We start from the raw sequence: 21,270 nt of genomic DNA, 5'->3' as shown, positions 1-21,270 counted from the left end.
TTATTTATTAACTCCGCTTAATTCCTTTTTTCTCCGCTCAACTCTGCGAAATAACTTATCTTGATCAATGTGAATCCCGCTTCACGACCGGCCCGGAACTGCCCTGCAGGAAGTCAAAGTCGGCGCCTTCGTGGGCTTGCAGGACGTGGTGGATGTACATCCGGGTATAGCCCCGTTCATACCCCAGGTCGATTGGCTGAAAATGCGTCAGCCGTTGGGCGAGTTCTTCCGGTTCGACGTGCAGGTGCAGCAGGCGTTTTTCCACGTCCAACGTAATCAGGTCGCCGTTCTGCACCAGCGCCAGATTCCCGCCAACGGCCGCTTCCGGCGAAACATGTAAAACTACCGTCCCAAAACCGGTGCCGCTCATGCGGCCGTCCGAAATCCGAACCATGTCGTGAACGCCCTGCGCCAACACTTTGGCCGGGAGCTGCATGTTGCCCACTTCAGGCATGCCGGGATATCCTTTCGGTCCCACGTTTTTCAGCACCAGCACGCAGGTCGGATCAACGTCCAGTTCGGGATCGTCGATGCGCTTCTTGTAATCGTCGATGTTCTCGAACACCACTGCCCGGCCCGTGTGCTGCATCAGCTCGGGCGTGGCCGCCGACGGTTTTAATACCGCTCCGTTCGGACACAGATTCCCTTTCAGAATTGCCACGCCCGACTCCGATTTGAACGGTTCGGCCACCGACGCTATCACCTCGCGGTTGTAGCATTCGGCCGTCTGGCAGTTTTCGCCCAGCGTCCGGCCGTTGATCGTCATGGCGTCGTTGTGCAGAAACTGGCTCAATTCCTTGATGATGGCGGGCAGGCCACCGGCGTAGAACAAATCCTCCACAAAATGCTCGCCCGACGGTTGTAAATTGGCCAGCAGCGGGATTTGAGCGGAAAGTTTATCGAAATCATCAATCGACAACTGTACGCCCATCCGGCCCGCAATGGCCGTCAGGTGGATGATAAAGTTGGTAGAACCGCCCAAAGCCGCGTTCACCATAATCGCATTTTCAAACGCCTGGCGGGTCAGAATCTGGGAGGGGCGGATGTTGTTCTTCGCCAGCTCAACGGCCTGCATACCCGCCATGTGGGCCAGCACTTTCCGGCGCGAATCAGCGGCCGGAATGGTGGCGTTGTCGGGCAGGGCAAGCCCCAGGGATTCGACCATCGCGGCCATCGTCGACGCGGTTCCCATCACGGCGCAGTGGCCCTGGCTCCGCGCCATGCAGGCTTCGGCGGCTACGAATTCCTCCTGTGACATTTCGCCTTTCTTGTTGGCTTCGGCAAACCGCCAGAGGTCGGAGGTGCCGATGTTCCGGCCTTTGTATTTGCCCGCGAGCATCGGGCCGCCCGAAACCACGGTGGTCGGCAAGTCGACGCTACAGGCACCCATCACGAGCGAGGGCGTGGTTTTGTCGCAGCCGCAGAGCAGCACGACGGCATCCATCGAATTGCCCCGAATCGACTCTTCCACGTCCATACTGGCGAGATTGCGGAACAGCATCGTAGTCGGTTTCATCTGGCATTCGCCCAGCGACATCACCGGAAATTCGAGCGGAAACCCGCCCGCTTCCCACACGCCCCGCTTGACGGCTTCGGCCAGGTCGCGGAAGTGGGCGTTGCAGGGCGTTAATTCAGAAAATGTATTGCAGATACCGATGACCGGTTTACCTTCAAATAAATGGTGTGGAAAGCCCTGATTTTTCATCCAGGCACGGTATATAAAACCGTCCTTGCCGGTGCGGCCAAACCACTCTTGGGAACGTAGGTACATTTTAAAGATTGAGGATTAGTGAGTTATGAGAAAAGCTGATTTGAGACGGTCAGCATAAAAATCAGCCGACCCATTTTAGACGGTAAGTTAGAAAGTTTTTGGTAAATGAGTACCGGTCGTTATTTCATCAACTATGTTTAATATCTTCGCAACGATTACTCACCTGTATGATTGCATGAACTCACCCTTCACTTGTTTTCTGATCGACGACGACGAAGACGATCAGGAGCTGTTTACGCTGGCCTTGAAAAAAGTGGACCCGACACTGACTTGTGTAGTGGCTGACGATTGCGGAGAAGCGCTGGAAAAACTTCGGAAGGAAGAAACGTTTATGCCCCGCTATATTTTTCTGGACCTGAATATGCCCCGAATGCACGGCAAACAGTGTCTGATGGAGCTGAAGAAAATAGCCCGCATTGAACACATTCCCATCATTATCTATTCTACTTCGGCCGAACCCAAAGATATTCAGGAAACCAAAGCCCTGGGCGCTTCTGATTTCCTGACCAAGCCTCCGCTCATCTCCACACTAACGAACCGTCTGGCAAAACTGTTTTATGATCGGCCAGCGGCATGAGAACGATCTTCATGAAACAGCAAGTGGTAAATTCTGAATATCGGTTTCTCGCGGGTGGGGGCGAAATGGGTCAGTTGATCGGTTCGGTCGACTGGTCGAAAAACCCGTTGGGACCCATCGAAAACTGGCCGCAAAGCCTGCGGACGACACTCAGCATCATTCTGCATTCCAAATTCCCCATGTTTCTGTTCTGGGGACCCGAACTGATTTGTTTTTACAACGACGCCTATCGCCCAAGCCTGGGCAACAACGGCAAACACCCCACGGCTTTGGGCCAGCGGGGAGAGGAGCTCTGGCCGGAAATCTGGCCGGATATAAAACCGCTGATCGATCAGGTAATGAGCGGGGGAGAAGCTTCGTGGAGCGAAGACCAATTGCTGCCGATTTACCGCAATGGTAAGCTCGAGGATGTGTATTGGACGTTCAGTTATAGTCCGGCGCACGATGAATCTGGCGACGTCGGAGGGGTGTTTGTGACCTGTTCGGAAACTACGGAGAAAGTGGTTACCCTGAAAACCATTGCCGAAAGCAAGGACCAATTCCAGTTCGCCATCGATGCTGCCGAACTGGGAACCTGGGACCTGAATCCGGTAACCAATCGGTTTACCGGAAACGACCGGCTTAAATCGTGGTTTGGATTGGCTCCGGACGAGGAAATCGATCTGCCACTGGCCATTTCAGCCATTGCCGCCAAAGACCGCCAGCGCGTGACGGAAGCCATTCAAACCGCCCTGCAAATCGCTTCCGGCGGTTTTTATGACGTCGAGTATACGATTATCAACCCAAAAGAAAACCGGGAGCGGGTTGTTAAAGCGAAAGGGAAAGCGTTTTTTAACGAAAACGGCACGGCTTACCGGTTTAATGGGACGCTTCAGGATATTACCGAGGAAGTACGCGCCCGCGTGGCCCAGCAGAAGCTGTTGACACTGGTCGAAAACAGCGTCGATCTGATGTCGGTGCTCGAACTGGATGGCCGCAATTCGTACATCAATAAAGCCGGTAAGGAGTTGCTGGGCATCGACGACAGTCAGGACGTTTCGCAGATTCCGATTTCGGACCTGCACACACCCGAACAGTTTGCCTTTGTCAGTGCCGAAATTATTCCGTCGGTCATGCAAATCGGCCGGTGGTCGGGCCGATTCCATGCTCAGAATGTAAAAACCGGTGAAACGATTCCGCTCTACAACAATTGCCTTCGCATCGACGACCCGGCCACGGGCTTGCCGCTGGCCGTTGGCGCCGTCATGCGGGATTTGCGCCCCGAAATTGCGGCACAAAAAGCCCTGGAAGAAAGCCGGGAGCGGTTTCGATTGCTGGCCGATGAACTGGAGCAGAAGGTGGAGCAACGAACGCAGGAATTGCACAGCAGCAATCAGGAACTAATCAAAACCAACCACGAACTTGAACAGTTTGCCTACATCGCCAGCCACGATCTGCAGGAGCCACTCCGCAAGATTCAGGCGTTTTCGGAATTGCTCCAGCTCCATCAGGACGACGACGCAACGAAGGCGCAATATTTGAATAAAATCAGTACGTCGGCGCAGCGGATGGCAGAGCTGATCAAGTCGGTGCTCAATTATTCACGGTTGTCGAACACCGAGGAGCGGTTTGTGAAAACGGACCTGAATCAGATTCTGGAAAGTGTCGAACTGGATTTTGAACTGCTGATCGGGCAAAAAGAGGCCCGCATTCAAAGGGCGGATTTACCGATCGTTGAAGGAATTCCCCTGCAATTGGGCCAGCTCTTTTCCAATCTAATCAGTAATTCGCTCAAATTTTCGGTTGAAAAACCGGTTATTGAAATTGTGTCGGAACCGGTGTCCCCGGCCGAAAAGGCTCTTTTGCCCGGTTTGAACCCCAGATTTCCGTACGTTCACATCCGGATTAAAGACAACGGAATCGGTTTTGAACAAGCGTATGCCGAGCGGGTTTTTACTATTTTTCAACGATTGAACCACCGCAAATCGTTCAGCGGAACCGGTATTGGATTGGCGCTCTGCCGGAAAATTGTGGAAAATCACCAGGGGCAGATTACGGCCGAAAGCCAATTGGATCAGGGCGCTACCTTTCACATTTACCTGCCGGTTTCGAGGTAGCCTGCGAAAACCGTACACCGAAAACCGTACCCCGGTTTACTGAACCAACTCCTGAATTTTTTTACTCAGGTCTTCACCCCGTAAGTTCCGCGCAATGATTTTGCCGGTCGGGTCCAGCAACAAATTCGCGGGGACACTGTTGATGCCGTATTGCTGGGCCACGTCGTTTTTCCAGCCTTTCAAATCACTCACGTGCGACCAGGTTAAATGGTCTTTTCGGATGGCATTTAACCAGTTTTGGCGGTTATTGTCGAGGGAAACGGAAAAGATGGTAAAATTTTTATCCTTGAATGTTTTGTAAGTCTGGACCAGATTCGGGTTCTCCTCCCGGCACGGCCCGCACCAGCTGGCCCAGAAATCGACCAGAACGTATTTCCCTTTGAAAGAAGACAGTTTGATGACGTTTCCCAGCGTATCGGTTTGCGCAAATTCCGGGGCGAGTTTGCCCACATTCAGGCGACTCATTACGTCGATCTGCTGCCGGAAAAATTTCGCCTGCAGGGTTTTTCCGATCTCGTTCGCTTCCATGATCGTCAACAGGCTGTCGGCTCCGGCAACGTCTCCCATGTTAATCAAAACACTCAGCACATTGACGCCCACGGCGGAGGTAGAATACGTCCCAATGATTTTTTTAACCCGCTTAACCTCCTGATTCAGAACTTCCTGACGATCTTTCACCGCGGCCTGCATGGCATTGACATCATTCGTAGCCCGCGCGTTGGTGTATTTCAGTTCGGCCCGCTTATACTGGTTGCCAATGGCCGTATCGAGCATCATTTGCTGCACTTTTTGCCGGATGTTTTCTTCTTTTGACCCAGTCACTTTCATGGCCCAAAGCGAATCGGCGTTTCCCGTGATGGTAATGGGCGAATTTTCGAGAAAGAAATATTGCGGACTGTTTTTGCCTTCGACCCGGATGCTGAAAAAAGAAGCCTCGTCCAGTTTTCCATTGAAGCTAAACTGGCCTTTTGCGTTTGCAATCGTCGTGTCGGACTGCTGACGCGATTTGTAGAAGGCACTTTCCGTCAGATAAATCTTCCGGTTGGCCGCATTTTTTAGAAAACCGGTGATTTTATACCCACCCTGAATAGGTTGCTTCACCGGTTTGGCAACGGGTTTCGACTGCGAAAATCCATCGTAAAAAAACAGCAGGAGTAGTGAAACGGTACACAGCAATTTCATGAGGTATCGATTTTGTGTCTTACGTAAACCGGCTTTCATCAGGAATTCTTACCCGTTATGCCGAAAAGATGAAGAGATTGAATGAATAAAGGTAAATCATCTTTCCCGGTTCGTTCGGTGCCTTGTTAACAAATTTGCGAAAATTGATAGTTCACACCGAACATCGGATTCGGGCCGGAATTTTGAAAATGGAGGCCGATGACCTTTAAATAATACCACTCGTTTTCGAATCATAGCGCGAATGAACGGCATTAAGGTGGGTTAAATTAAGTTTTGCAACGTAGAATAGTCCTATTTTTTTTGCATTAACTATTTTAATTTTCTGTGTAAACTTTTCAGGAACTCATTGTTTTTCTGTTACTTGACTGATAAGTTTACAGCGTAAACTACATCGGCAACGAGGCTGCCTTGTCTTATTTATCCAAATTTTGCCTCCCCTCAGCAGCCTGAACAGTCATTGGCTGACTCACTTCACCAAACAAACTTGTTTTTTCGCAGTTGGTCTCCAATAGAGCGGTTTCTGATTCGGACCCGAATCCGATTCCCGGCGAGTTCCAGGTTTGCATAAATTTTCATCGACATGAACCGATTTTCAGTTATATACCTCTTTAAAAAACAGTACTTCCATATTCTCTGCGAAACCCACACCGAAGCCGATATCGTTTTGCGGAAACTTTATACGAAGAAAAAGAAAACACCCATTGGTATTTACGATAACAAAACCGAGCTTTTTTATTGGGAGCCAATTCGCAGGCAAAAATTTGATCGTTTGCCGGTTCAGGAGCAGGGAAGGCTTGGTAATGAGATGATTACCATTGCACAGAAACTGCGTCACCGCGACGATCAATGGCGACCGAATGATGCGCAATGGCAGCCCGATGTGATGCAGCGCCCGTTTTTTTTGATGCACGATTGATTCCTGAGCGAACTCCTTTGTGGACCCTTTGGTTAAAAAAGGACTTTATCGCATTTCCCTATGCCCAATCTATTTAGCCCCCTGGTGGTTCGAAGCGTCCAATTCAAAAACCGGATTGTCGTTTCACCGATGTGTCAATATTCCAGCGAAGACGGTTTTGCCAACGACTGGCACCTGGTTCATCTGGGCAGCCGGGCCGTCGGCGGGGCGGGTTTGGTGCTGACCGAGGCAACCGCGGTTTCGCCGGAAGGCCGGATTTCGCCCGACGATCTGGGCATCTGGAAAGATGAACACGTGCCGTTTCTGAAACGCATTACCACGTTCCTGGAAGCCCACGGTGCGGTTCCCGGCATTCAACTGGCACATGCCGGACGCAAAGCCAGCCACACCCGGCCCTGGGATGGCGGGAAATTTATTGCACCGGATGCCGAGCGCGGATGGCAGACCTTGGCCCCCAGCCCGGTTCCGTTTACGGAATCTGAGCCCGAACCGCTCGAACTGAACGCTGCCGGAATTGAAAAAGTAATCGCTGATTTCGGTAAAGCCACGGAACGGGCGCTGGAAGCCGGTTTTAAAGTCATCGAAATCCACGCGGCCCACGGGTATTTGATTCACGAATTCCTGTCGCCCATCAGCAACAAACGGACGGACCAATACGGAGGGTCCTTCGAAAACCGTATCCGGCTTTTGCTCGAAGTTGTTGAGCGGGTTCAGGCGGTTTGGCCAAAAGAAAATCCCTTATTCGTCCGGATTTCGGCCACCGACTGGACGGAGGGCGGCTGGACGGCTGACGACGCCGTAGCTCTGGCGAAACAGTTGCTTTCTAAAGGAATTGATTTGATTGATTGCTCCACTGGTGGGAATGTGGCCGGCGCCCGGATTCCGCTCGGTCCCGGCTATCAGGTTCAGTTTGCCGAAAAAGTCAAAAAAGAAGCTGGTATTCTGACCGGAGCCGTCGGATTGATCACGACGCCTGAGCACGCCAACGATATTGTTGCGAGCGGCCAGGCCGATCTGGTGTTGTTGGCCCGCGAACTCCTGCGCGATCCGTATTTCCCTTTACACGCGGCCAAGACCCTGGGCGAAGAAACCGACTGGCCCTCCCAATATTTGCGGGCGAAATAACACCCTGTCAGCGGTCGCAGACCCTGACAGCGGTGGCCAAGTCCCTGACAGCGGTGACCAATTCCCTAGCAGCGGTGGCCAAGTCCCTGACGCCAGTAAAACTCCCTCAAGCGGTTGACTGATCCGTCCGAAAAGCCTACAACGATTCCCGTAAAAGCCCTTCCAGATTCAACGGCCGGGTGTACATTTCCAGCGAACCATCGGGTTTAAGGGGCCAGTCTTCGCGCGGTCGATCCCAATACAATTCCACCCCGTTCTGGTCAGGGTCGTTCAGGTAAATAGCTTCAGAAACGCCATGATCCGAAGCGCCGGTGATGGCGTATTTGGCATCCACCAGACGCCGAAAGGCAACCGACAAATCTTTGCGGGTGGGGTAAAGGATGGCGGTGTGAAACAGTCCCGGACTGCGGACGGGGGCCGGGGGTGCATCTTTGCTGTACCAGGTATTCAAACCAATGTGGTGGTGATAACCGCCCGCCGAAAGAAAAGCCGCATCTTTCCCGTAGGTCATGACGAGCGAAAAGCCCAGCAGGTCGCAGTAAAAAGCCAGCGATCGCTCCAGGTTGGCCACTTTCAGATGCACATGACCGATGCGGGTTTGGTCTGGAATCGTGTAGGACATGGGGAAACAGTTTTATGGTATTCGGTTTTCCAGGTTGAGGTTTCCGGCAGTATTCGTACTTGGTGTGATGCCTTCAAATTAATGTGTAATCTACTGAAAACTATATACTGTAAACTAAAACCCGAACACTGAAAACCGATCATTTATTTCGGATAGGTTTGTAGGACCTGAACCGTTACAAAAAGCTGGCCGACGTGGCGCTGGGTGTGTTCGGCGGCATGGAAAAGCAGGCCAAGAACGGTCGAGGGGAGTTGCGCCCGGCCAATGCCCCGGAAATCGGTCAGCGTTTGCTCATCGGTATTTTTCAGTTGGTCGAGCGCCAGATCCACTTGCTGGTGAAACCGGCCTAACAATTCCTGAACCGGCTTTTCCGACGGAAACGATTTCCCTTCCGAAGTCAGCCAGTCGCGTTGGACATCTGTCAACGATTCGTTTTTAGCGTAAGTGAAAAGCCGGTCTAAAACGCCGGTAAGGTGCTGTAAATGAAAGCCGACCGACGCAACGCCCGCCGGTTTTTGCCAGAGGTAATTGGCCGGGAAACCGCTCATGAGGGACTCAACTTCTTCCCGGGCCTGCAGAATCGCGTGGGCTACGGGTTGTAAAAGAGGAGGGATTTCCGGAATGGGGCCGCGCTGCCAGACTTCAGTTTTGGGAGTGGTTGACATGGTATAGTTGTGGATGGATTGGGTTAAAATTGGGGCAAAAGGGTTATTTGATCGCGGCCAGAACGCGTTTGAAAAATTCATCGGGATTGCCGTCGTGCCAGCGCCAGACAATGACCAGATCGTGTTCGGGATCGATCCAGATGATGTTGGAGCCCGCGCCGATGGCCGCGAAACTGGTGGCGGGTGAATTGGGCCAGGCTTTCTTTTCGGTATTAAGCCACCACAGATAACCGTAATCCTGGCCCGTCGGGCCGCGCTGAACCGACTCCCTGAACCAGTTGGCCGAAATGAGTTTCCTGTCCCGCCAGCGACCGTTGCGCAACGCCAGATAACCAAACCGGGCTTCGTCGCGGGTGCTGATCCAGAGACCACCCCCCCAGCGGGTTCCGCCACTGACGGACGACATCATTTTTCCGTCGATCGGCACCCGGGCGTTCGGATAGCCGACATACTGCCAGGTGTTCGACGCGCCGATGGGGTCCATGATTTCGTCTTTCAGCACATTGGGGAGCGGTTTTTTCCAGAGCTGCAGCAACGATAAAGCCAGGCGATTCACCCGAACGTCGTTGTACTCGTAAAAAGTGCCGGGAAGTTGCAATGCGCGCGGTTTTCGTTCCCCGCGACCGTACGCCGTTTTGCCCACGAAATCGTGTTTTTTACCCCATAACTCGCCTTCCCATTCACTTGTTTGCCGAAGGTGGTGCTCCCAGGTTACTTTGCGGTTTTGCTCCGAATCGTAACCGCCGTCCTTAATGTAATTCGCCACCGGATCATGGACATTGCGGATCAATCCACGGTCGATGGTTAGGCCGACAATTGCAGAAAGAACGCTTTTGGCGGCACTGTACGTTGGGTCCGGGCGATCGGTTTCGCCCCACTCCGCCACAATGTAACCGTGTTTGAGAATCAAGCCGTTGGTTTGAGCGCGGTCGGAGGGAATGGGGCCCAGCAGGGTTCCGAAAATTTCTTCCTGCGTCGAGAAGTCGCGTGGCATCTGCTTCGTTTCCTGCTGTTTGGCAAACGCAACCGCCTGCTGCAATATGGCACCGTCCATACCGACCTGCTCCGGTTTTCGGCGTTCCCAGGCATTGCCGGGAGCCGGATAATAGACCGATGTTTGATTGGGCGATTGCTGAGCGGGACGCTGGCACGCTGAAAAGACCAGAAAGACGGCAAACGAAACGAATTTGAAACGAATCATGCGGGTTGGACCAGAAAGTCCGGGCGAGTTAAAATAATGAAGCTGGATTGATTGCAAAGTAAACCAATCAGAACAAAAGAAGAAGGGCGATAAATAAAGAAATGGGCCAGTTTTCGCGCAAATTGGCCAATGCCCGCTGCAAAATATTGCTGACCGACTGCGGTTTGATCGTCAGCAGTTCGGCAATTTCTTCCGGTCGCAATCCCTGAAAAAATCGCAGGTAGATCACTTCCCGCTGGCGTTCCGGCAACTGGGCCAGCAATTCGCCAACCTTCGTCCGGAAACTCTGATCGGTTTCCTGCTGAATATAAACTTCTTCGCTGGAAAATTCGGGTTGTAATTCATCAAACCGGCTGTCTAGTTCGATGCGATCCAGGTTGGTTTTCAGGGTTTTAAACAACTGATTCCGGAACGATTTGAGCAGATAAAACTTCACGGAGGGGGTGTCGTTCAGCGTCCGGCGATGCAGCCACAAATGCACCAGTACATCCTGCAGAGAGTCTTCCACCAATTGAACATTGGGCGTGAACTTCCGTCCGTAGTGGATAAGCTTCCGGTAGTAGCGCCGGGTCAGCTCGGTATACGCTGCTTCATTACCCACCCGAAAGTGTTGCCACAGAATCGAATCGTCTGTATGTGAGGAGAATTGCGCCAAAAGAACCTGCTGTTTATACCACCAAAGATGCAAAAAAATCATTGAAGGAGATAATAAAAACGCGATAACCGTAAAATTAACATTTATCGACAAAATTTTAATTGGTTCCACCATTCGGCTGTCCAGAATAGTACATCTGCTGTCCGTTTCTGGACAATCCCGCCGGACCTGGCCGGCTGAAATACGTCATATTTAGTTAAAACCGTCATTCGTCCAGATTGGCAGGAGATTTGATTTGCATAATTATAACTAATCAATTCTGACCGGTTGATGCCTGAACCAACTGAATCTGTCGCACATGGACAATCCTGAAAACCCGACGCCCCAACCACCGCGTTGGGCCGACCGGCTGCTGGAATGGTTTGTGGCTCCGCACCTGCTGGAAGATTTGCAGGGCGACCTCTACGAAGTTTACCGCAAGCGGCTGGAGCAGGTGGGTTCCGCGCAGGCCGGGCGGGAATACGGGCGAGCGGTTTTGCACTACCTGTCGCCCTTTTTTTACAAGCGAAAACCGACGGAATATCCTCAACTTTCAACCCTTCACCCCGACATGATTCGTAATTATCTGTTGGTTGCCTGGCGCAACCTGATTCGCAGCAAATCCTTTTCGGCCATCAACATTCTGGGGCTGTCCATTGGCATGACCTGCTGCATGTTATTGTTGCTGTATATCCGCAGCGAACTGTCGTTCGATAAACACCATCGCAATGCCAGTGACCTGTTTCTAGTGAAGAGTGATGTGATTTATCCAACGGGTGCGCAGGAAGAAAACCCCCGGCAGTCGTCGCCGTATGCGGCTGCGTTGAAAGCCGAATTCCCGGAAATCGAGCAGGTCACGCGTTTAAAAACCAATTTCAGCGAAAGCAAAGTACTGCTTCAGGTGCACGAGGACAACCAGCGGTTGCAATCGTTTTACGAAACGAACGGTTATCAGGCCGATTCAACGTTTTTTGACCTTTTTACCTACCAATTTACGGAAGGTGACCCCAAAACCGCCCTGAATGATGTCCATTCGGTGGTGTTGTCGGAGGAGGTCGCACATAAACTGTTTGGCGAAAAACCGGCCTTGAACCGAATCATCAAGATTAACGGACAAACCGGCAACGGCGAAAACTTCCAGGTGACGGGCGTGTACCGCGATGAAAGCACCCGTTCGCACATCGACGCCCGGTTTCTGGTTCCGATGACGGCGGGCTGGGTTGGTAGTTTTTTACGGGAACAACCGCAGAATTTCTACTACAACAATATGTTCCATACTTACCTGCGCCTTCGGCCGGGGAGTGACGCGCAGCAATTAAACCGGAAACTGCCTGCTTTCATCGAAAAATACGCCCGCGAAGGACTTAAAGGATCGGGTTTTGATAAGAAAATTTCCCTCTTGCCGGTATCTGATCTGCATTTATACGGCCAGATGCGGGAGATTATCACGCCAACCAGCAGCATGACCTACCTCTATATTCTGGCTTCCATTGCGATTTTTACACTCCTGATTGCCTGCATCAACTTCATGAATCTGGCTACGGCGCGGTCAGCGAAACGGGCGGCCGAGGTCGGCATCCGGAAAGTGATGGGCGCGGGGCGTGGGCTGCTGGTCCGGCAGTTTCTGGGTGAATCGATGTTTTTGTCGGCAATCGGGCTGGTGATTGCTTTCGGGCTGGTAGCAGTTCTCTTACCGGTTTTTAACCAACTGACCGATAAACAACTGAATTTCCGGGAACTGATTGAACCGGAAATTATTGGGTCATTTGTGGCTCTTACGCTCTTAACCGGTTTGCTGGCAGGGAGTTATCCGGCTTTTTATCTTTCCGTATTCAATCCGGTTCAGGTGCTTAAAGGGCGGTTTGCCAACAGCATTTCCGCCATTGCGCTGCGCCGGGGGCTGGTGGTTTTTCAGTTTGTGATTTCCATCGGATTGGTATTTGCCACGCTGGTGATTCAGCAGCAGATGCGGTTTTTGCAGAATCAGCCGCTGGGTTTTACCAAAGAGCAGCAACTGGTGATTCCGCTCCGCAGCGAAGCGGCCCATAAAGCGTATGCGGGTTTGCAGAATGAAATCCGGCAAAACAATCAGGTAACCGGCGCATCAGGTACCAAATATTACCCCGGCATCCGAAGTCCAAGTGATGTTGGCTTGTATCGTCCCGACCAGAATGTGGGCCAGGCGCAGTACGTCAAAACCAATTTTGTGGGACCGGATTTTATGAAATTGATGGGTTTTCAACTGCTCAAAGGACGGATTTTTTCAACGGAATTTCCTGGCGATACCAATTTGCGAATGGTGGTCAACGAAACCGTCCTGCGCAAGATGGGCGTTCCGCTGGAAAAAGCCGTTGGGTATAAACTGAAATTTGGCGACAAAGGCGATGCTTCGCTGGAAATCGTGGGCGTCGTAAAAGATTTTCACTTTGAAGATCTCCACCAGCCGATCCAGCCGTATGCATTTCTGCTGTTGAACGATGCGAACAGCTATAATTATCTGGTTGTTCACGTTAACACGGCGCAGGTCGACAACGTGCTGGCGTTTGCGGAGCAAAAATGGAAAGCGCTGGTTCCCGACGAACCGTTCGAATATTCGTTCATCGACGAGGATTTTCAGCGGAATTACCAGACCGACGCCCGGACGTCCGCCATTGTGGGCTATTTTACCGGGATCGCCATCCTGATTTCCTGCCTCGGCTTGTTTGGTCTGGCGGCTTTTGCGGCTCAGCAGCGAACAAAGGAAATCGGCGTTCGGAAGGTGCTGGGCGCGTCGGTCGGCAGCATTGTCGGTCTGCTTTCCAAAGACTTTATCAAACTGATCGTGATTGCCCTGGTGATTGCTTCCCCGCTGGCGGGGTATGCCATGAACCGCTGGTTGCAGGGATTTGCCTACAAGATCGCGATCGAGTGGTGGATGTTCGCGCTGGCTGCACTGCTCATCGTTGCCATTGCTCTGCTAACGGTTAGTTTTCAGAGCATTAAAGCAGCTTTGCTCAATCCGGTGAAAAGTTTGCGAAGCGAATAAGCCGAAGAGTTTTTAGTAACAAGCGCATCGCGTTGGGCACGCGATGCGCTTTTGTTTTCAAAAGGTTTCACGTTAAAATCCCGGACTAATTTCCCCGAGCGTGGAGGGATCGCGTTTGGATAACTTACTGAACGGCATTTGTTTTAATGCCCGAAATAGTGTTATATTCACCAAATTCTACACTTAACCTTTAGTTTTTTAGCTTGAAATTCTCAGACTTTGGCTTCGATGATCGGTTGATGGAAGGCATCGACGCCATGAATTACGACACACCGACTCTTGTACAGGAACAAGTTATTCCACTGATATTAGCGGGTAAAGATCTCATCGTTTCGGCCCAGACCGGAACGGGAAAAACCGCTTCCTATCTGCTGCCCATCCTTCATAAAATCACTGCGGCCGGTCCCGACGACAACATCAAGGCGCTGGTCATTGTGCCAACCCGCGAGCTGGCCATCCAGATTTCCCAAAACCTGGAGGGATTTTCCTATTTTACCTCCGTCAGCTCGATTGCCGTCTACGGCGGGGGCGATGGCGCTTCGTACAGTACGGAGCGTCAGGCCCTGTCAGGTGGTGCCGACATCGTGATTTGTACGCCGGGCCGCATGATCAGTCACCTGAACATGGGGTACGCCAAAATCGACAAACTTCAGTATTTGATTCTCGACGAAGCCGACCGAATGCTGGACATGGGCTTTTACGGCGACATCGTGAAAATCATTTCGTTTCTCCCGACCAAACGCCAGAGTTTGCTCTTGTCGGCCACGATGCCGCCCAAAATCCGGGAACTGGCCCGGAAAATTCTGCACACGCCGGAAGAGATTACACTTTCGTTGTCAAAACCGCCCGCCAAGATTGTTCAGGAAGCTTTTGTGGTTTACCAGAATCAAAAAATTGCGCTGGTCAAATTCCTGCTGAAAGAGCATAATTTCCCATCCGTACTGATTTTCTGTTCCCGAAAAGAGAATGTCAAGCAACTCGCCCGTGAACTGAAACAGGCCGGTTTTGCCGCCGAAGCCATTCATTCCGACCTTGAACAGACCGAGCGGGAGCAGGTGTTGCTGGCGTTCCGAAGCCGGAAACTAAAGATTCTGGTCGCCACCGATATTCTCTCCCGGGGTATCGATATCGACAACATCGACCTGGTCATCAACTACGACGTGCCGCACGATGGCGAGGATTACGTCCACCGGATTGGCCGCACGGCCCGCGCCGAAACCACCGGCATTGCCTACACCTTCATCAGTGAAACCGAACAACGGAAATTCTCGGCCATCGAACGGCTGATCGGTGCCCCCGTCACCAAAGTACCGCTGCCAGCCCACCTGGGCGAAACACTGGAATATAATCCGGGGAAAAGTGGTTCGTTCCCGCAGCGAAAACGACGGGCCGGTGGGAAGAAAGGTTCTTCCCGACGCCCGAAAAGCAGCGGAAAACCGTCCTGATGTACCCACGGACTGGTAGTCCGTGAGGTTCCAGCTTTTGATTGCCAGTATGAATTACCCAGATCTCACGGACGAGCCGTCCTTGGGTACAGACAGGGACGATCGTTCCTGTTTTTTTTTGACCTATGGGCTCCCTCCAAAACCGCTTTTGGTACTGGATTATTTCCAGTAATTATTTTGCGTTTTCATAAGCGTATAAAATACATTTATTTATATATTTGCCCTCGATGCCTGATCGTTCGTTGAAGAGCGAACGCAACCTAACAATCCCACAATGATTTTTATTGATCATCTTGAAGCCTGGTTTGTAACCGGCAGCCAGCATTTATACGGCGAAGAAACCCTCCAGCAGGTCGCGGAACATTCCCGCACAATCGTGGATGCGCTCAACGAGTCGTCCCATATACCGGTAAAGATTGTGTTCAAAACCGTGCTGACCGGCCCCGACGAAATTTACCGCTTGTGTCTGGAAGCGAACAGCGCACCCAACTGCATCGGTCTGGTGACCTGGATGCACACGTTTTCGCCGGCCAAAATGTGGATCAACGGCCTGAAAATTCTGCACAAACCGCTGCTGCACCTGCACACCCAATTTAACCGCGACATTCCGTGGGAAAACATCGATATGGATTTCATGAACCTCAATCAGTCGGCGCACGGCGACCGGGAATTCGGGTTTATCAACTCCCGTTTGCGGCTGGAACGGAAGGTAGTTGTCGGACATTGGGAGGACCCGGAAGTCCATGACCGGCTGAACGTTTGGGTGCGCGTAGCTGCGGGCTGGCATGATTTACAGGGTGCCCGGTTTGCGCGCTTTGGTGACAACATGCGGGAAGTCGCCGTTACGGAAGGGGATAAGGTGGAAGCCCAGATTAAGTTTGGTTATTCCGTTTACGGCTACGGTGTCGGCGATCTGGTGGCCTATGTTAACCAGGTAAGTGATCAGGAAATCAATACATTAGTGTCAGAATATGAACAACGTTATCAAATCGTTGCCGAACTGCGAAGCGCCGGACTCCGTCATGAATCGCTCCGGGATGCCGCAAAAATTGAAATCGGGTTACGCGGTTTTCTGGAAGATCACAAAATCAAAGGATTTACCGATACGTTCGAAGACCTGCACGGCCTGAACCAACTTCCCGGAATTGCCGTACAACGACTAATGGCCGACGGCTATAGTTTCGGGGGCGAAGGCGACTGGAAAACCGCAGCGCTGGGCCGGGCCATTAAAGTAATGGGCGTAGGACTGCCGGGCGGCAGTTCGTTCATGGAAGATTATACGTATCACCTATCGCCGGGCGGCCAGCGGGTTTTGGGCGCCCACATGCTCGAAATCGACGAGTCGATTGCCGACGGAAAACCGTCCTGCGAAATTCATCCGTTGTCGATCGGCGGCAAATCGGACCCGGTACGGCTGGTGTTCAACGTCGCGCCCGGAGCCGCCATCAATGCCTCGGTGGTAGATATGGGAAACCGGTTTCGGCTGTTAGTCAATGAGGTAGATGTGGTGCCGACTGAAAAACCGCTGCCCAAACTGCCCGTAGCCCGCGTGTTGTGGGACGCCAAACCCAACCTGAAAACGGCCGCTGCCGCCTGGATTCTGGCCGGTGGCGCGCACCATACGGTTTTCAGCAAGGCCATTACGTCCGAATACATGGAAGATTTTGCCGAAATGGCGGGCGTCGAATATGTCCTGATCAACGAAGAAACCCGCATCCACGCGTTCAAACAGGAACTACGCTGGAACGAAGCCTTTTACCACTTAAAGAGTTAAGAGCTATGAGTTTTTCGGCTTGTGTCAGCTAACCGCTGGGGCGGCTCCATCTTCATTTAACTCATCACTTTTCACTTTTAATTCATAACTCATAACTCCTTCAAGAAAATGCCGTTTGTGATTGGTGTAGATTTTGGGACAGATTCGGTTCGGGCGGTTTTGGTCGATGCCCGGACGGGTGAAGAAGTGGCTTCGGGGGTTCATGAATACCCGCGATGGAAAACCGGTGCCTATTGCAATCCGGCTCGCTCCCAGTTCCGGCAGCACCCGCTGGATTATCTGGAAGGACTCGAAAAATCAATTCAGGAAACTTTGAGCCAGGTTTCGCCCGAAGTTGTTGCCAGCATTAAGGGGATTTCGGTCGATACAACAGGTTCAACGCCCGGTCCGGTCGACGAAAATGGCACACCATTGGCGCTGCTGCCTGAGTTTGCCGACAATCCGAACGGCATGTTTATTCTCTGGAAAGACCACACGGGCAATCAGGAAGCCGAAGAAATCAATCAACTGGCGCACCGCTGGGATACGGATTTTACCAAATACGTCGGCGGTATTTACTCATCGGAATGGTTTTGGGCCAAGATTCTGCGGACGCTACGGACGGATGAGGCCGTTCGGAAGGCGGCTTTTTCGTGGATCGAGCACTGCGACTGGGTGTCGGCGGTTTTAACCGGAAACACCAATCCGCTGACCTTGAAACGCAGCCGGACTGCGGCTGGTCACAAAGCCCTCTGGCACGAAGAATTTCAGGGCCTGCCTTCGGAAGAATTTCTAACGACCCTCGACCCGCTGCTGTCGGGTTTGCGCGACCGGTTATTTTCCCGGACGTACACCTCCGATGAGCCAATGGGCGCGATTTCGGCGGAATGGGCCGCAAAGCTCGGCGTCCCGACCGATGTGGTTATCGGCGTAGGGAGTTTCGACGCGCACATGGGAGCCGTGGGGGCCAACATTGAGCCGTACGCGCTGGTGAAAGTGATTGGCACCTCTACCTGCGACATGCTCATGGCGCCTTCCGTGGATGTGGGCCATTTGCTGATTCGCGGGATTTGCGGTCAGGTCGACGGCTCCATTGTGCCGGGGATGCTCGGCATGGAAGCGGGCCAATCCGCCTTTGGCGATCTCTACGCCTGGTTTGGTCGACTCATTCTGGAACCGATCACCGGTTTGTTAAAAAAACAGGGGAAGGCCGATGAAATTGCGGCATTGCAAACCGCTCTGATTCCTTATTTATCCGAACAGGCGAGTCAACTCCCGGTGAGCGAAACGGATGTGATTGCCATCGACTGGCTGAACGGTCGGCGGACGCCGGACGCTAACCACACGTTGAAAGGGGCACTTTCCGGGCTGAATCTGGGCAGCAGTTCCGCCCACGTTTTCAAGGCTCTGGTGGAGGCAACCGCATATGGTGCGCGCCGGATTGCCGAACGGTTTGTGGAGGAAGGCGTTCCCATTCGTCAGGTGATTGCGATTGGCGGAGTGGCGAGGAAGTCGGCCTTTGTGATGCAAACGCTGGCTGACGTCATGAATGTCCCGATCAAAGTGGCCGAGTCCGATCAGTGCTGCGCCCGGGGAGCCGCCGTTTGTGCGGCCGTGGCGGCCGGTATTTACCCGACTTTTGCCGAAGCCCAACGGTCGATGGCCTCCGCCTTCGATGCGGTTTTTACCCCTCGTTCCGACCGAGCCAGTGTATACGATGTCCTCTACCAGCGGTATTTGAGTTTGGGCGATTTTATTGAGAAAAATAATTGATAATCAAGTTGATATGAGTAATTACCAGGTGCTGAAAGAGCAGGTGTACGAAGCCAATATGGAGATTCCCCGGCAGAAGCTGGCGATTTATACATTCGGAAACGTGAGCGGAATCGACCGGAACGCGGGGGTGGTCGGCATCAAACCGAGCGGTATTCCTTACGACGAACTAAAACCGGCGGATATCGTCATCGTCGATCTGGAAAACCGGGTGGTCGAAGGGACGATGCGGCCTTCGTCGGACACCAAAACCCATACCTTGCTCTACCGGAATTTTGAACACATCGGCGGTATTTGCCATACCCATTCTACCTATGCCGTTGCCTGGGCGCAGGCCGGACGCGGCATTCCGAATTTGGGAACCACCCACGCCGATCACCTGGTGGCCACGATTCCGGTGACGGACGTGATGTCGGATGAGATGATTCAGGGCGACTACGAACACGAAACCGGCAATCAGATCGTAAATGTGTTCCGGGAACAAAACCTTTCCGCCGAGGAAGTGGAGATGGTTCTGGTGGCCTGTCACGGTCCGTTTGCCTGGGGGAAAAATCCGGCCAAGGCGGTTTACAACGCCACGGTGCTGGAGGAACTCGCCAAAATGGCGTACCTCACGCTGACGATCAATCCCAACACACCTGCCATCAAGCAAAGCCTGATCGATAAGCATTATTTCCGGAAACACGGAAAGGATGCCTACTACGGACAGGATTATTAACCAACCCAGTCAGCGGCCGAAGGCCCTGACTGCGGTTGAAATTCAGTCCCAATAACCGCAGTCAGGGTCTTCGACCGCTGACTGGGTTCCTCCTAAACCTTCCATCTCGTATGACGCTCGGACTTGAATCGATCGATTACATTATTTTCCTGATCTACTTCGTGATCGTTGCCGTCTACGGCTATTGGGTTTACACGCACAAAGGGAAGCAAACCGCCGACTCGAAGGACTTTTTTCTGGCCGAAGGTTCGCTGACGTGGTGGGCCATCGGCGCGTCGATCATTGCTTCCAACATTTCGGCGGAACAGTTCATCGGCATGAGCGGGCAGGCATTTCAGCTCGGTCTGGCGATTTCGGTGTACGAACTGGTGGGCAGTTTTTCGCTCATCATCATTGCGGTTTATTTTCTGCCGATGTACATCAAAAACCGGATCTATACCATGCCGCAGTTCCTGCAAAATCGCTACGATGGACGTCTGGCAACCATCATGGCGGTTTTTTGGCTTTTCCTCTACATCCTCGTCAATCTGACGTCCATTATTTACCTGGGCGCGCTGAGTCTGGAAAAAATGACCGGTTTTGGCTTCATGTCCTGTGCCATTTTTCTGACGGTTTTTGCGGTTTTTATTACGCTGGGCGGCATGAAAGTGATCGGGTATACGGACGTCATTCAGGTCGTGTGTCTAGTCGTCGGCGGTTTGGCGACCACGTATTTGGCGCTTGATTTACTGTCTGATAAAGTCGGGACGGGCGCGGGTATTTTTGAAGGATTGGGACTGATTCGGCAAAAAGCCGACAGCCACCTGCACATGATTTTCAGCAAGGGGCAATACCAGGTGTACGACGGAAAAGGCGGTTTTACGGATGCCTACAACCAATTGCCCGGATTCATGATGTTCGTGATTGGCGGGCAGTGGATCGTGAATTTCAATTATTTTGGGTGCAACCAGTACATCACCCAGCGGGCCCTCGGAGCTAATTTAAGTACGGCCCGCAACGGTTTGTTGTTTGCCTCGTTCCTGAAAATCATGATGCCGTTCATCGTCGTGCTGCCCGGGCTGGCGGCTTATGTGCTGTTTCAGGAAAACGCCGATCCGGCGATTGTTCGCGGCATTACGGAAGGGGGCGTGATCAAGCCCGATAATTCGTACCCGGTTTTGCTCAATCTGCTGCCGACCGGTTTGAAAGGAATGGCGTTTGCCGCGCTGACGGCGGCCATTGTGGCCTCGCTGGCCGGGAAAGCCAACAGCATTTCGACGATTTACATGCTCGACATTCACCAGAAATTTTTCAATAAAAATCTGACCGAAAAGCAAACCGTCTGGCGCGGGCGAATTGCCATTGTGGTGTCATTCATTATTGCATTGGCGATCAGTCCATTTCTGAAGAATCTGGGACAAGGGTTCGAATACATTCAGGAGTATACCGGTTTTATTTCGCCGGGTATTCTCGCTATTTTTCTGCTCGGTTTTTTCTGGAAAAAAGCCACGGCCAACGGGGCGCTGGCGGCTGCGTTGCTGAGTATTCCGCTGTCGACTTTCCTGAAATTCAATGCGCCGGATATTCCGTTCCTGAACCGCATGGGACTGGTATTCTGGGCGTGCGTCGTTTTGCAGGTCGTGATTAGTCTGGCCGAATCGAAAGGAAAGGACTCCCCGAAAGCGTTCGCGGTGGAGGCCAGTTGGTTTCAGGTTTCAAAACCGTTCCTGATTGGCGCAATCGTCATTACCAGCCTCGTTATATTGGTATTTTCGGTATTTTATTAGC

16 protein-coding genes are annotated in these 21,270 nt (G+C 52.3%); 10 read left to right on the top strand and 6 right to left on the bottom strand.

Annotation, left to right across the window (positions count from 1 at the left end):
- Positions 1-64: 64 nt before the first annotated feature.
- Positions 65-1,771: an IlvD/Edd family dehydratase gene (locus GJJ30_RS21665; protein ID WP_154177278.1), complete on the bottom strand. Its 1,707-nt coding sequence runs from the start codon at positions 1,769-1,771 to the stop codon at positions 65-67.
- A gap of 175 nt (positions 1,772-1,946) precedes the next feature.
- On the opposite strand from GJJ30_RS21665, the gene GJJ30_RS21660 reads away from it, so the two are divergent.
- Together GJJ30_RS21660 and GJJ30_RS21655 are read left to right on the top strand one after the other, a co-directional pair.
- A complete protein-coding gene (locus GJJ30_RS21660) occupies positions 1,947-2,348 on the top strand; it encodes a response regulator (RefSeq protein ID WP_154177277.1) in 402 nt (133 codons plus the stop codon).
- Positions 2,345-4,444, top strand: a complete 2,100-nt coding sequence (locus tag GJJ30_RS21655; protein WP_229313315.1) for a PAS domain-containing sensor histidine kinase — start codon at positions 2,345-2,347, stop codon at positions 4,442-4,444. Before GJJ30_RS21660 ends, GJJ30_RS21655 begins: the two co-directional genes overlap by 4 nt.
- Positions 4,445-4,480: 36 nt before the next feature.
- Here GJJ30_RS21655 and GJJ30_RS21650 read toward each other — a convergent pair whose 3' ends face one another.
- A complete protein-coding gene (locus GJJ30_RS21650; RefSeq protein ID WP_170299247.1) occupies positions 4,481-5,626 on the bottom strand; it encodes a TlpA disulfide reductase family protein in 1,146 nt (381 codons plus the stop codon).
- A gap of 580 nt (positions 5,627-6,206) precedes the next feature.
- Here GJJ30_RS21650 and GJJ30_RS21645 point away from each other — a divergent pair.
- Positions 6,207-6,542: a hypothetical protein gene (locus GJJ30_RS21645; protein WP_205880592.1), complete on the top strand. Its 336-nt coding sequence runs from the start codon at positions 6,207-6,209 to the stop codon at positions 6,540-6,542.
- Positions 6,543-6,602: 60 nt separating this feature from the next.
- A complete protein-coding gene (namA, locus tag GJJ30_RS21640; protein ID WP_154177275.1) occupies positions 6,603-7,667 on the top strand; it encodes an NADPH dehydrogenase NamA in 1,065 nt (354 codons plus the stop codon).
- 136 nt (positions 7,668-7,803) lie between these two features.
- Here the strand turns inward: namA and GJJ30_RS21635 are convergent, their stop codons facing one another.
- From GJJ30_RS21635 to GJJ30_RS21620, 4 genes are all read right to left on the bottom strand, one after another.
- The gene (locus tag GJJ30_RS21635; RefSeq protein ID WP_154177274.1) at positions 7,804-8,289 is read right to left on the bottom strand and encodes a VOC family protein; all 486 of its coding nucleotides are present in this window, start codon (positions 8,287-8,289) and stop codon (positions 7,804-7,806) included.
- Between the two features lie 143 nt (positions 8,290-8,432).
- Entirely contained in the window at positions 8,433-8,954 is a 522-nt protein-coding gene (locus GJJ30_RS21630; protein WP_154177273.1) for a DinB family protein, read from the bottom strand.
- Positions 8,955-8,997: 43 nt separating this feature from the next.
- Entirely contained in the window at positions 8,998-10,155 is a 1,158-nt protein-coding gene (locus GJJ30_RS21625; RefSeq protein WP_154177272.1) for a serine hydrolase domain-containing protein, read from the bottom strand.
- Between the two features lie 67 nt (positions 10,156-10,222).
- Complete coding sequence (locus tag GJJ30_RS21620; protein ID WP_170299246.1) at positions 10,223-10,852, bottom strand: RNA polymerase sigma factor; 630 nt, start codon at positions 10,850-10,852, stop codon at positions 10,223-10,225.
- Positions 10,853-11,108: 256 nt separating this feature from the next.
- On the opposite strand from GJJ30_RS21620, the gene GJJ30_RS21615 reads away from it, so the two are divergent.
- The 6 genes from GJJ30_RS21615 (at position 11,109) to GJJ30_RS21590 (ending at position 21,269) form a co-directional block, all read left to right on the top strand.
- Complete coding sequence (locus tag GJJ30_RS21615; protein ID WP_229313313.1) at positions 11,109-13,814, top strand: ABC transporter permease; 2,706 nt, start codon at positions 11,109-11,111, stop codon at positions 13,812-13,814.
- A 203-nt stretch (positions 13,815-14,017) separates the two neighbouring features.
- On the top strand, positions 14,018-15,259 hold the full coding sequence (locus GJJ30_RS21610) for a DEAD/DEAH box helicase (RefSeq protein WP_154177270.1): 1,242 nt from the start codon (positions 14,018-14,020) through the stop codon (positions 15,257-15,259).
- A gap of 274 nt (positions 15,260-15,533) precedes the next feature.
- Positions 15,534-17,033 carry an L-arabinose isomerase gene (gene araA / locus GJJ30_RS21605; protein WP_154177269.1) on the top strand — a complete coding sequence of 500 codons (1,500 nt, stop codon included), beginning with the start codon at positions 15,534-15,536 and terminating at the stop codon, positions 17,031-17,033.
- Between the two features lie 108 nt (positions 17,034-17,141).
- Positions 17,142-18,785 carry a ribulokinase gene (locus GJJ30_RS21600; RefSeq protein WP_154177268.1) on the top strand — a complete coding sequence of 548 codons (1,644 nt, stop codon included), beginning with the start codon at positions 17,142-17,144 and terminating at the stop codon, positions 18,783-18,785.
- Between the two features lie 13 nt (positions 18,786-18,798).
- Complete coding sequence (locus tag GJJ30_RS21595) at positions 18,799-19,503, top strand: L-ribulose-5-phosphate 4-epimerase (protein ID WP_154177267.1); 705 nt, start codon at positions 18,799-18,801, stop codon at positions 19,501-19,503.
- A gap of 110 nt (positions 19,504-19,613) precedes the next feature.
- Positions 19,614-21,269, top strand: coding sequence for a sodium/sugar symporter (locus GJJ30_RS21590; RefSeq protein ID WP_154177266.1), 1,656 nt, complete (start codon positions 19,614-19,616; stop codon positions 21,267-21,269).
- Position 21,270: the final 1 nt, after the last annotated feature.

Source organism: Larkinella terrae, assembly GCF_009668025.1.
Classification (GTDB): Bacteria; Bacteroidota; Bacteroidia; order Cytophagales; family Spirosomataceae; genus Larkinella; species Larkinella terrae.
The sequence above is the reverse complement of the archived record's forward strand: the minus strand, read 5'-3'. Positions and strand labels throughout refer to the sequence as shown.

Bases quoted from the DNA above. Each gene is read 5' to 3' on its own strand.
- GJJ30_RS21665 (WP_154177278.1), bottom strand. From the start codon at position 1,771: ATGTACCTACGTTCCCAAGAGTGGTTTGGCCGCACCGGCAAGGACGGT.
- GJJ30_RS21660 (WP_154177277.1), top strand. From the start codon at position 1,947: ATGAACTCACCCTTCACTTGTTTTCTGATCGACGACGACGAAGACGAT.
- GJJ30_RS21655 (WP_229313315.1), top strand. From the start codon at position 2,345: ATGAGAACGATCTTCATGAAACAGCAAGTGGTAAATTCTGAATATCGG.
- GJJ30_RS21650 (WP_170299247.1), bottom strand. From the start codon at position 5,626: ATGAAATTGCTGTGTACCGTTTCACTACTCCTGCTGTTTTTTTACGAT.
- GJJ30_RS21645 (WP_205880592.1), top strand. From the start codon at position 6,207: ATGAACCGATTTTCAGTTATATACCTCTTTAAAAAACAGTACTTCCAT.
- namA (WP_154177275.1), top strand. From the start codon at position 6,603: ATGCCCAATCTATTTAGCCCCCTGGTGGTTCGAAGCGTCCAATTCAAA.
- GJJ30_RS21635 (WP_154177274.1), bottom strand. From the start codon at position 8,289: ATGTCCTACACGATTCCAGACCAAACCCGCATCGGTCATGTGCATCTG.
- GJJ30_RS21630 (WP_154177273.1), bottom strand. From the start codon at position 8,954: ATGTCAACCACTCCCAAAACTGAAGTCTGGCAGCGCGGCCCCATTCCG.
- GJJ30_RS21625 (WP_154177272.1), bottom strand. From the start codon at position 10,155: ATGATTCGTTTCAAATTCGTTTCGTTTGCCGTCTTTCTGGTCTTTTCA.
- GJJ30_RS21620 (WP_170299246.1), bottom strand. From the start codon at position 10,852: ATGATTTTTTTGCATCTTTGGTGGTATAAACAGCAGGTTCTTTTGGCG.
- GJJ30_RS21615 (WP_229313313.1), top strand. From the start codon at position 11,109: ATGGACAATCCTGAAAACCCGACGCCCCAACCACCGCGTTGGGCCGAC.
- araA (WP_154177269.1), top strand. From the start codon at position 15,534: ATGATTTTTATTGATCATCTTGAAGCCTGGTTTGTAACCGGCAGCCAG.
- GJJ30_RS21600 (WP_154177268.1), top strand. From the start codon at position 17,142: ATGCCGTTTGTGATTGGTGTAGATTTTGGGACAGATTCGGTTCGGGCG.
- GJJ30_RS21595 (WP_154177267.1), top strand. From the start codon at position 18,799: ATGAGTAATTACCAGGTGCTGAAAGAGCAGGTGTACGAAGCCAATATG.
- GJJ30_RS21590 (WP_154177266.1), top strand. From the start codon at position 19,614: ATGACGCTCGGACTTGAATCGATCGATTACATTATTTTCCTGATCTAC.